At 63.6% G+C, this 11,026-nt stretch carries 10 protein-coding genes; 6 read left to right on the top strand and 4 right to left on the bottom strand.

Annotation, left to right across the window (positions count from 1 at the left end; translation table 11 throughout):
* A partial coding sequence (locus KA354_16505; protein ID MBP7936245.1) for an NAD(P)/FAD-dependent oxidoreductase occupies window positions 1-164 on the top strand: 164 nt, incomplete at its 5' end.
* Between the two features lie 266 nt (window positions 165-430).
* Here the strand turns inward: KA354_16505 and KA354_16500 are convergent.
* The 3 genes from KA354_16500 to KA354_16490 all read right to left on the bottom strand — a co-directional run bounded on the left by KA354_16500 (window position 431) and on the right by KA354_16490 (window position 4,536).
* Window positions 431-3,070, bottom strand: a complete 2,640-nt coding sequence (locus tag KA354_16500; GenBank protein ID MBP7936244.1) for a HEAT repeat domain-containing protein — start codon at window positions 3,068-3,070, stop codon at window positions 431-433.
* A gap of 264 nt (window positions 3,071-3,334) precedes the next feature.
* Window positions 3,335-3,772 carry a DUF2203 domain-containing protein gene (locus tag KA354_16495; GenBank protein ID MBP7936243.1) on the bottom strand — a complete coding sequence of 146 codons (438 nt, stop codon included), beginning with the start codon at window positions 3,770-3,772 and terminating at the stop codon, window positions 3,335-3,337.
* A 278-nt stretch (window positions 3,773-4,050) separates the two neighbouring features.
* A complete protein-coding gene (locus KA354_16490; protein ID MBP7936242.1) occupies window positions 4,051-4,536 on the bottom strand; it encodes a hypothetical protein in 486 nt (161 codons plus the stop codon).
* A gap of 226 nt (window positions 4,537-4,762) precedes the next feature.
* Here KA354_16490 and purE point away from each other — a divergent pair, with 226 nt between their 5' ends.
* From purE to KA354_16470, 4 genes are all read left to right on the top strand, one after another.
* Window positions 4,763-5,272 carry a 5-(carboxyamino)imidazole ribonucleotide mutase gene (gene purE, locus KA354_16485; GenBank protein ID MBP7936241.1) on the top strand — a complete coding sequence of 170 codons (510 nt, stop codon included), beginning with the start codon at window positions 4,763-4,765 and terminating at the stop codon, window positions 5,270-5,272.
* Window positions 5,265-6,335: an S-methyl-5-thioribose-1-phosphate isomerase gene (gene mtnA, locus KA354_16480; protein ID MBP7936240.1), complete on the top strand. Its 1,071-nt coding sequence runs from the start codon at window positions 5,265-5,267 to the stop codon at window positions 6,333-6,335. Before purE ends, mtnA begins: the two co-directional genes overlap by 8 nt.
* A 761-nt stretch (window positions 6,336-7,096) precedes the next feature.
* Window positions 7,097-7,432, top strand: a complete 336-nt coding sequence (locus tag KA354_16475) for a hypothetical protein (GenBank protein MBP7936239.1) — start codon at window positions 7,097-7,099, stop codon at window positions 7,430-7,432.
* Between the two features lie 70 nt (window positions 7,433-7,502).
* The gene (locus KA354_16470; protein MBP7936238.1) at window positions 7,503-7,832 is read left to right on the top strand and encodes a hypothetical protein; all 330 of its coding nucleotides are present in this window, start codon (window positions 7,503-7,505) and stop codon (window positions 7,830-7,832) included.
* A 251-nt stretch (window positions 7,833-8,083) separates the two neighbouring features.
* Here the strand turns inward: KA354_16470 and KA354_16465 are convergent, their stop codons facing one another.
* Complete coding sequence (locus KA354_16465) at window positions 8,084-9,202, bottom strand: GntR family transcriptional regulator (protein MBP7936237.1); 1,119 nt, start codon at window positions 9,200-9,202, stop codon at window positions 8,084-8,086.
* A 209-nt stretch (window positions 9,203-9,411) separates the two neighbouring features.
* Between KA354_16465 and murD the strand changes: the two genes are divergently transcribed.
* A complete protein-coding gene (gene murD / locus KA354_16460) occupies window positions 9,412-10,761 on the top strand; it encodes a UDP-N-acetylmuramoyl-L-alanine--D-glutamate ligase (GenBank protein MBP7936236.1) in 1,350 nt (449 codons plus the stop codon).
* Window positions 10,762-11,026: the final 265 nt, after the last annotated feature.

Genomic DNA, 11,026 nt, shown 5'->3' with positions numbered 1-11,026 from the left:
AGATCCAACCGGCCACGATGCAGTCGCGCCTCTGTCCAGGATTGTTCCTGGCAGGGGAGATTCTCGACGTGGACGGCCGGATCGGCGGCTTCAACTTCCAGTGGGCCTGGTCGAGGGCTGCGGTCGCCGGTGCCGGGCTGCGGTCCATGTTCGGCGTGCCCTGATCTGCCGGAGTGCATCGCCCCCCGCAGTTCCCTGCCGGCTCGGGAGGGAGCCATTGGCGTTGCGGCCGGGGGGGATTGCCTCAGTGGACCCTGGTGGGTGGGCGTGTAGGCGCTCCACGCGGTTTGCCGACGTGGGTTCGAGCATGGCCGCGGTCGAGGGACGGTCTGGCTTGTCGGTGCCGGGCGATATTCGTCGGCACTTTGCGTGTTGCGTTCTGATGTGGGGGGGCCACATCGAGCGGAGGCAGGGGTCTCCCCCGGTCGCATCACAGACCGGTCTCAGGCTTGGCGGCGGGTGGCGGACTGATGGCCTGGGCCGCTGCGTTGGGGCGAGCCGCGGTCATGCGGGCAAGGAGTGTCCGGCTCATCCGCCGTACCCATTCATCCGGGTCTTGTTGCGTGACCACCTGGAGCACGCCCTGGAATCGCGCGCCTTGATGTTCCGCCATGGCGCGCATGGCGAGTCCACGGACCAGCCAGTGGGGGTCGTTGAGCAGCTTGACGCTCTGCTGTGTTGCGGCGCTGTCCAGAACGAACCACCTGAGGCACTCTGCCAGGCGGGCCCGGACTTCCCAGTCGGTGTCCTCGGCGCGGGCCAGGATCACGGTTTGGACCGTCGCCGGATCGATCGGCTGGGCCGCATAGCGGAGACGGCCGGAAGCCAGGTGCTGATGCTCGGCCAAGAGGGAGGCCAGGGTTTCCATGGCGGCGATGCGGGCGCTGATGACGGGAGCCTTGGTCTCGGTCAGCAGGCTGCGAATGGAGTCGGGAAAGACCCTGAACGGTTCCCGTCGCAGCTTCAGTGACCTGGCCCTGATACCTGCGGGCCCCGGCTTCCATATTGGCGGGGCGCCGGCCATGATCGACGGCTCTTCGATCGGGTTCAGCATAGCCTCGATTTCGGCGTCGTATGCCACTTGGGGTGTCCCGATCAGCCCTGCTCGAATCCGTCCGATATCCAGCGTTCTGACCATGGAGAGCGATTGGCCGGTGGTCAGTTGGAGTCTCTGGTCAAGGGGAATTGACACGGTCTCTGTTCGCTCGCGGTCGCCGCGAAGGGTGACGATGCAGAGCAGGGCCGGTTCCAGCATCAGGCCCGGGCCGATGGTGATGGGGAGGCTGCCGATGTTGCGGATCTCGAAGGCGCATCTCCAGGGTTCTCCGATTCTCAGGCCGTTGGCCAGGAGCCTGATGTTCAGGGTGAGGTGCTTGTTTACCTGCAGCGGGAATGGCAGGACTTCCTTTGGGAAGAGCGCAGTCGCGGCTCGGATTTCCTCGGTGACGGCAGGTGACGCCGGTTTCAGCCACTCACTAGTTGACGGCTTTGTCTGGTCATGGGAAGCAGAATCGCGGAATTCCCAGCTTGCCCAGATCCGGCGGATCGTCAACCGCAGTTCCGGGCTTGTGGCTTCCCGGCCGGCGGCAACGAGCTGGGCGATGGCCTCCTCTCGCTTCCCGGCGTCGGCCAGACGCATGGCCACGTCGTAGAGGAGCTGGGCGAGTTCAACTCTGGCCCAGATATCCTGGTCGGCGATGCCGCGGAGACGATTCTCGGCCTCGGCATGATCGTTTTCTTGGCGCCGGACGGAGCCAAGCACGCGTTTCGCGAGCAGAGAATCCGGATCTCGCCCGCGAGCCATTTCCGCCACGCGTTCCGCCTGACTCAGCGGGCTCAACTCCCAGGTTCCGGTATACTGATCGCCGGTTTCCTTGTCTGTGAATTTACCAGGCAGTTTGAACTTGCCTGCCTTGGAGCCGTAATGGGCCAGGAACCAGGCGAAGTTCGCCAGGATGTCTGGCGACCACTTCCTAACGACGGCCCCCCCGTCTTCTTTCGCGGTATATTCTTCCTCCGGTTGCCCCCTATCGTCGTGTTGGATGAGCAGGAACCAGATGCCGCGCGCGATTCTGATCTGGTCGAATTCCTGCTGGCCGTCGCCCCGCAGCGCGGCCATCATGATCCGCGCCTGGTAGGGGGCCAATTGCACGCGGTTCTTGTTCAAGGATGCCTCGGTCAGCTGCCAGGCCTCGATGAACTGGGGTGGCGGTGGCAGGGGCGGGGGCTTGTCGCCAGGCATGGTGGCCGGCTGCTTCCCGGCCGCTGTCAGAAGAGTCTCCGCCCCCTGCTCAATCAGTGCCCAGGCCAGCGACATCAGCAGCGGAGCCGGGACATCCCCCCCTTCGCGGGCTTCGATCACGGCCATGGCGTGGCGGTACCAGGGGATGGCCTCGTCGGGCAGGCCTATGGCCATCAGATCGTCGGCCAAGGTCAGAATCCAGTCGAGCCGCCCGGGGTTGAGCTCCAACTGGGCCAGCTGCAGGCCGATCCGGGCCTGAGGCGTGTTACCCTTGCCCTGGAGTACGGCGAGGAGCTGGCGGGCCTGGAGGTTGTGGGGATCGTCCTTGATCGCCGCATGAGCCTGCTCGGCCGCAGGCCCTTTCTCATTTCGGTTCCAGTGGTATTCCGCGAGCAGACGGTGGAGCTCGCTGGAGACGGGCGCAGGGAGTCCGGGCTTCTTGAGTTGTTCGACGTAGAAGGCTCGACGCTCTTCTGCGGTCTGGAGCAGTTCTGAGCTCAAGCCGAGTTGCCAGAGTCGCGCCCGCACGTCGTCCTGGGCGAGCGGCAGGTACCGATTCAGCGCCTGGCAAGCGGCTGCCGGCTGGCCCAGGAGCTCAAGGAGCCGGGCCTGGGACCGCCACGCTTCGGGTGGAGCCGTCTGCAGGCGGCCGGCTGCCTGCACGAAGAGCAGGCACATTTCCTCGTCGATGTCCGATCCGCTCGTTGGCGAAGAGAGTCGATAATCGCGCTCCAGGTCGACGAGCCATTCTCCGGTGGTCAGCGGCTCTGCGGCGGCCTGGCCCGCCATTGCCAGCATCGTTCCGATCAGCCATTGCCACAGTCGCATGGAGTCTCCTTCGGACCGCTGTCCGCATCCCTCCGGATGGCACGCGCCATTGCTGTTATCGGCTAGGTCATACCTGCCCGTCAAGCCGGACACATGCCGTCGGCAGCCGATGCTCTGGGTTTCCGGAGCCGGGGTGCACGGGGGAGATCGGATAGGATGGGCTGAGGTCTGGCGAGAAGGAACACGACCGGGCTTGACCTGCCTGTTCGCCGGGCGGCCATCGCATGCTGTCTGCCGGGTGAGTCGATGATCCGGAGAGGCGGGTCAGCAGGTCTGTGCGTCGGCAGGATGCCGTTCGCTGAAGCCGCCGCTGACCTCGTGCCAGTACTGAACCTGGTCTTCGCCCAGCCTCCAGCAGAGGTAGATTTCGCGTTGGTCGCGGAGGGCCGGGAAGTCCACCAGGCCGATCTCGAAATCCCGGAGCTCGCAGCCGATGTCCTCCAACTCCTCGCGGAGGGCCGCCAGGTGTTCGGTCGTTACGACGTACTGCTGGCGAGTCCTGTCCGCCGCGGAGACGTCGCCGATCTGATCGAGGGATTGATAGCTCTCGTGCAACTCGCGAAGCCGGCGGTAATGCTCAACCACGTCGCGAACGACTCGCTTGACCAGGATCAGCGACCGGTTGGCTTCTGATAGCGAGAAGAACTTTTTGCCAGCAAAGGATGAAGGTTCCGGTGCTGAAATGGCCTCGAAGGCGTCCATCAGGTAGACCCCTTTCTTCGCGACGGGCACAATCCGCTGAAGCCGGACCACACAGACGCGGGATCGACCCGCGCCCAGGTCCCCGTCCGCATGCTGTGTTGGCCCACGCTGCTCTCGCTATCTGTGAACCTACCAAATGCCCATGGGCAAGTCAATGCAAACCACCGCCGAGGCCACCGGGGCGAACTCTCCTGGCGGTTGCCAGTCTCAACCTAATGTTCTTCATGAGGTTAGCGTGTACTGGATTCGCCGCGCGCAGCTGTCCAGGTGCTGTCTTCTCAGCGGAACGTGCCGGCTTGGACGGTCACAGCACCTGCGAGCATGGACATGACCTGGCAGAAGGTGAAGCACGCGGCGATCACGCAGCTGGCGATGGCCATGCCGCGGCCGCGCTCTTGGCGAAGGAGCGCCCGGACCGCAAGCCAGATCGCACAGATGCCACAGACGGTGCCCGCGAGGAAGATGACCGTACCTGCGGGCGACACCAAGCTCAGCTTGCCGCTGGCCAGCATGTCCATGTAGGTCTGCTGAAACTGCTGCTGCGTGGCATTGGGACCCAGCTTGGCCATGACCTGGGACGCGATCTGCCCGAAGCAGATGATCCAGCCGAGGATGGAGAGCCCGGCACCGCACACCGCGAGCCCCAGTGACCAGACCGCGTTACCGGTGCTGACAGGAGCCGATGAGGCCAGTGAGGGTGGCGGCGGGGGCATTCCCGGCGGCGGAGGAGGCGGCAGGACAGCGCTCTGCGCGGGGTTGGCCATCGGGATCTGGGCACCGGGCCATTCGGTCGATTGCGGTGCGGTGACGACGTGGCGGCAATAGGGGCAGCCTACAGACTGCCCGCCCCAGGTATCATCAACCTCGATGGGTTGCCGACAGGACGGACAAGAGAACTGGATCGCCATAGTGTCCGGATGTTAACGCTCACCCGTCTTGCCCACAACCCGGGGGCTTCACACCTCGAGTCGACCGCGTACAATACCTCTCATGAAACGAGCCCAGGTTGCCATTATCATGGGTAGTGACTCCGACTGGCCGATCCTGGAAACGTGCTACCAGGAGTTGACCGCGTGGGGCGTGTACGCTGAAGCTCAGATTCTCTCTGCGCATCGCACGCCAGAGCAGCTCCGAGCGTACGTGACCGAGGCCGAGGCGCGGGGCGTGGAGGTCTTCATTGCGGCCGCCGGCATGGCCGCCGCTCTGCCCGGGGCCGTGGCCGCCTATACGATTTGCCCGGTGATTGGCGTGCCCCTGGCCTGCGGTCCTCTTCAGGGCGTTGACAGTCTCCTCAGCATCGTGCAGATGCCGCCCGGTGTGCCCGTCGCCACCGTGGCGATCGGCTCAGCCGGGGCTAAGAACGCTGCCATGCTCGCGCTACAGATTCTGTCTGTGGCGGATGATGGCCTGAAGCAGGCCCTGCGCAAGTCCAAGACTGCCCAATCGGAAACGGTCGATAACAAGAATAGATCATTACAGGAGCGCATCGCTCGTGGCTGATCCCCGGTCTTGCCGAACCATCGCCTGGGCGGGGGAGCTCGACGGCGCGGTCGAGATGATCGATCAGACGCTTCTGCCCGGTGAGCTGAAGATCCTGACCTGCCGGGATGTCGAGACCCTCTGGGAGGCGATCCGGAGTCTCCGGGTTCGCGGCGCCCCGGCCATTGGAGTCGCCGCCGCAATGGGCGTTGTACTCGGTGTTCGGAATGCCCGGAACCGGGATGAGTTCTTTGAAAACCTGGCGAAGTCCTGCGACTACCTGGCTGGCAGCAGGCCGACGGCGGTCAATCTCTTCTGGGCCTTGAACCGCATGAAACGACGAGCCGAAGGCCTTCGAAATGCCGGCTTGGAGCAGCTCAAGGGCGCCCTGCTGGCCGAAGCGCGGGCCATACGGGACGAAGACGCGTCCATTTGTCGGGCCATCGGCGAGGCTGGCCAGCATCTGATTGTGGAGGGCTCGACGGTCCTAACCCACTGCAATGCGGGTGGGCTGGCCACGGCCGAATACGGCACGGCCCTGGCCGTACTGTATGCCGCCCACGATCGTCGAAGACGGTTTTCCGTCTACGCAGATGAGACTCGGCCGCTCCTCCAAGGGGCCCGGCTAACGGCTTGGGAATTGGCTCGGGCCGGCCTGGATGTGACCGTGATCTGCGACAACATGGTCGCCCACGTGATGCGTGATCGGAAGGTGGACCTGGTGGTGGTAGGTGCTGATCGGATAGCGGCCAACGGAGACACCGCCAACAAGATTGGCACCTACGGGGTCGCCGTGATCGCAAATGCCCACGGCATACCGTTTTACGTGGCTGCGCCCCGCTCGACGTTCGATCGTTCGATCCCAGATGGGAAGGCCATCCCGATCGAGGAACGGGCGCGGGAGGAGATCGCCAAGGGCTTTGGGGTAACTACCGTACCGGACGGGGTAAAGTGTTACAACCCCGCGTTTGATGTGACCCCGGCGGGCCTTATTACCGGAATCATCACCGAGCGGGGGCTGGTAAGCCCGGTTTCGGCTGATGGCATTGCGGGTTTGTTTAGAGATCGGACTTGCCAGCGGTGAGAATGGCGTTAAGATATCGATCCGAGTGAAGGAGCCTTTGCGTTGGGTCGGCGCGGCTCGACCTGAAGGCTCGATGTTCCACTTGTGAACTGGGTGGTTCGTAGCGGAGTTGCGGACCGATTGGCCGGCGGGGTTCCAGGCGCGGGGCGAGCCGGCGTGCTTCTGTAGGAGGTTTGCGGCCACCAGGTTCGTGGAGGCGGGCAGCGCGTTTCGGCTGCCGGCCGGGTAATCGTTGACCGGAGCGATGGGTGTGTGGGGAAGGGGGCGCAGCGGTTGCCGGGAGACACCAATGTGTCGCTTGGCGAGCGTTGTGTGTGCTCGCAAGCCATCTTTGAGGAGGTCTGACGATGTCCAAGAAGATTCTCGTGAAGTGGGGGTTGTTTCTGGCGGGATCTACGGTGATTGCGTTGGGTTTGGGCGCCTGCATCGCGGATTTCGTTCTCCAGAGGTTTGTTTTGGGGTGAGAAGCGGGCCGTCCTGAGGACCGGCGGCGGATTGGCCGGCTCAGATGTGTCAGGATTGGGGAGCAGCTTTCCGAAATGGAGAGCTGCTCTTTCGTTTGGGGCTTGAGGGTCGGGGGTGGTTTCCTGGTCATCTGCCGAAGCTGGTGAGCAAGGGCGATTTCGGTCACTTGGCGGGTTGCGTAGACTCGTGGTGGGCTCTATACTGGTCACGACTTCGGGACGCCGTGGGTGGCGGAGTGTGCGCACAAGGGCGGCGGTACCGGAGCTGGGCCTGAGGATCGGCGTGGAGGTCAAGCGATGATGCGGCGTAGATCCAAGCGATACTGGACTTGGCTGGCGATGGTGCTGGGCGGCACGAGTTTGTTCCAGGTGACGGGCGGCTTCACCACGCAGAACGGCGCAATCAGCAGCTGCAGCCGGTTCTGGACCAACGGCATCTCCACTTCTGTTGATTTCTGCTACCTCCTCGACTGCCGCAGTGGTTTCTTCGGCGGCCTAGTTCAGCCTTGTGGTGATCCCAGCACAACCTTAGACGATCTGCTCGTCGATTGCTCGACGATTGCCACGACGACGACCACGACGACTACGACGGGAACAACGACCACGACAGGTTCCACCGGCGCAGGGGGCTGAGTCGGACGCGGTTGTCTTTTGCGTATCGGAGATCGGGCCCGCCCGGTCTTTTGGGGCCAGGAGAAGTGCTATGACGACCAGATGGTGCAAGTGGCGATTGGTGTTGTCCATGGTTCTCGCCACCACGTTGACCGGTTTGATGATGGGTACGGGCTGTTTTGAGATGGCCGTCAACAGCACTGGCAAGCTGGCCCATTACATCAATCCCTGCGGGACGATCCTGAACTGCGACCCGTTTGAGTATGACCTTCTGACCACGACTTGGCCCGACTACTCCAAGGATCCCTCATGCACGATCCCGGGTCTGTGTGGTGGTCCCTTCCCGCTCAACGGGGGTGGCACGAGCAACACGAACACAAACACAAACACGAACATCAACACCAACACGAATCTGAACTGATGTCACCGGCCCAGGGGCGCGATTGCTTGGGGCTGAGCGTGGTTGACTCTTTCTGGGGGGGGGATCCCTGCCCGCATACAAGGGTTGGCTGACGACGCTGGTTCCGGGCGGGAGGTTGGGTGGCCCCTCCATGCTCACCGATTTTCTCTCGCGAGCGGAGGCTGACGCGGGCGTCGTGCCTGGCCGCCCCCTGCCATCTTGTCTGTCAATCGGTGTTGCGGTGCGGATGAGCTGAGCAGGCGAGTGTTCGGTCAGACCTGTCGGGTGGCCGGGCCGGTGGAGAGGCGCTTGACCAGCGTGGTAGGCAGCAGTTCGACACGTGGGCGGCCGTTTTCGCCATTGATCATGCGGGCCAGTCGAGCGTAGGCCTGCATTCCCATTTCCTCCAGGGGCTGTCGGATCGTTGTCAGCGGCGGATCGAGAAGCGGCGCCGATGGGGTGTCATCGAAACCGACCAGCGAGATCTCCTCGGGGACCCGGATCCGAAGTTGGCGAAGAAGAGCCAGGACCTCGAGTGCCAGGTAGTATCCGGCGGCGATAATTGCCGTCGGACGCCGACGACTTCTCAGGGCGTCCGCCAGCCGTCCCATGGCTGCTCCTGCGGCTTTGGCCAGTTCGGCATTGAAGATGCAGTCCTCTTGGGGCGGGATGCCGGCCTCCTGAAGCGCGGTGAGGTAGCCCTCGAATCGGTGGAGGCAGTTGGTTGAGTCCAGCGGGCCGTTGACGATCGCGATGCGCCGGTGGCCGAGTTCAGCCAAATGCCGGACGGCAGCTCGCGTGCCCTCGGCGTTTTGGGAATCGACGCAGTTCAGCGGCGCCCCTTCGATCGAGGCTCCCAGAACGAGGATCGCCTTGCGGTCGGCGATCTGAGCCAACTCGCGCAACTGTTCGCGGTCGGGGTGGAAGCAGAGCAGGCCGTCGGCGTCCTGGGCGGGGAGGTCGCGGACGCTCTGGCAGCGTTGAATGACCAGCTCGCCGACCGGCTCGATGCGTTCGGCGGCCTCCCGGATGGCGGTGATCAGGGTGCCGTGGTAGAAGTCACCCAGGGAGTTGCTGGGATGGAGGACCAGCCCGACACGGAACTGGGGCTTGACCGCGACGGAAAGCCGGAAGTCGTCTCGAACGAAGGTGCCTCGTCCGCGTTCCCTGCGAACCCATCCTTCCTGGGCTAAGCACTGAATAGCCTTGTGGGCGGTAATCAGGCTGACATTGACCTGGACGCTGATTTCCCCAGTATTTGGCAGCTTGGAACCGGGGGGGAAATCACCCCGATTGATGGCCTCCGCCAAGATTGTCTTGGCCTGGACGTAGCGAGGAACCGGTGAATCCAGGTCGACCTTTGCCAGACTGACTGTGGGGCGTTCACTCAACGGCGTACATCTCCACCGGCGCGGGTGTACCGTAAAACGTTGTCCATGCAACGTTGTATGCTCTGATTATATAATCGCGTCATTTCATTCTCAATAGGTAGACGCCCCACGCTGGTGCGCGTTTCATCATGGTCTGGAAAAAAAAGCGACAAGCCCCGATCATAGGGCGGTCGGGTGTGGCGGTCGCGCGGACAAGGAGGACGGTTTCGATGACAGCGGGCGGTCTGACGGGCCAGCGGGTGGTGGTCATGGGGCTAGGGCATTTCGGTGGGGGCATAGCGGTGACCCGGTGGCTCGTCGCGCAAGGGGCCCTGGTGACGGTTACCGACACTGCCAAGCCCGATAAGCTGGCCGATGGCCTGCGCCAGATTGCGGATTTGTCGGTCACGCTGCGTATTGGCGAGCATGCGGTGAGCGATCTGGACGACTGCCGTCTTCTGGTGGTCAGTCCGGCGGTTCCCAAGGACCGGTCCGATTACATTCGGGAGGCTCGCGGGCGCGGGATTCCAGTGACCAGCGAGATGAACCTGTTCATTGAGCGCTGCCCGGCGCGCCGGATGGTTGGGGTGACCGGTTCGGCCGGCAAGAGCACCACGACTGCGATGATCGGGGCGGTGCTGGAGACGGCCTATGCTGCCGGTCGCGGACCTCGGATCTGGGTTGGCGGCAACATTGGCCGTTCGCTGCTGGCCGATCTGCCGGTCATGACCGCCGAGGACGTCGTGGTACTGGAATTGTCGAGTTTTCAGTTAGAGGATCTCGAGAGCCTGCGTTGGAGTCCCCCGTTGGCGGTGATCACCAACATCGAGCCGAACCACTTGGACCGCCACGGCACGCTGGAGGCGTACGCGGCGGCCAAGCTCAACCTGGTGCGTTTTCAGGGCCCCGACGGATTGGTTTTCGTGCACGAGGCCGACGAACGCGTGGCTCGCTGGGTTGCCGAGGCCGGCGCGGCGGAGCGGTTGCGAAGCGTGCGTTTCGATTCGTCCCTAGCGAGCAGTCTGCGGCTGCCGGGCCGGCACAATGAGGACAACGCCGCTCTGGCAGTGGCCGTCTGCCGTTCTCTGGGCGTTGAGGAGCCGCTCATCCGCCGAGGGCTTTCCGGTTTTGCCGGCCTGCCCCATCGCCTTGAATACGTGGGGAAATCTCGCGGGGTGGGCTATTACAATGACTCTAAATCAACTACTCCTGCCTCTACATGCCTTGCCGTGGACTCGTTCGATCGTCCGGTCATCGTGTTGATCGGCGGGCGCGACAAAGGCATGCCGTTTGACGAGATGCATGCTCACCTGGCCGCCCACGCCAAGGGCGTGGTGTGTTACGGGGAGATGGGTCACTCGCTCCATGAGGGCGTGCGGGCGTGTGTCAACGCGGTGGCGGGCAAGACCGCGGTGGTGGAGGCCCCGACCCTGGAGGCTGCGGTCCAGGCGGCTCGCGATCTGAGCGTTCCCGGCGACGTGGTGGTCTTGTCTCCAGCCTGTACCAGCTACGATCTGTTTGCCAACTATGAACAGCGGGGTGAGGAGTTCCGGCGCCTGGTTCACGCCTTGTCGTCCTGAATCGTCTGGACGACCGAGCCATTCGGGGTCTGCAGAAGTTGCCGTTCATGGGCAAGACTTGCGCCTACCGCCCAGAGTGCCTGATGGTGTCGCGGGCTAAGATTGCCCAGATTATCATTCGTTGTAACTTCCAATGAGGGCGTGAGTTGCGGGATTCCCGGGGCCTCTTGGGGGGCTAGCAATTCTTGTGCCGCGCGCCTCTGGCACGCGGTTTGCGATGGCCAGCCGTCGGACCATTGTGCCGCCGTTCCGGGTGTAAGGATGC

Source organism: Phycisphaerae bacterium (genome assembly GCA_018003015.1).
Classification (GTDB): Bacteria; Planctomycetota; Phycisphaerae; order UBA1845; family PWPN01; genus JAGNEZ01.
The sequence above is the reverse complement of the archived record's forward strand: the minus strand, read 5'-3'. Positions and strand labels throughout refer to the sequence as shown.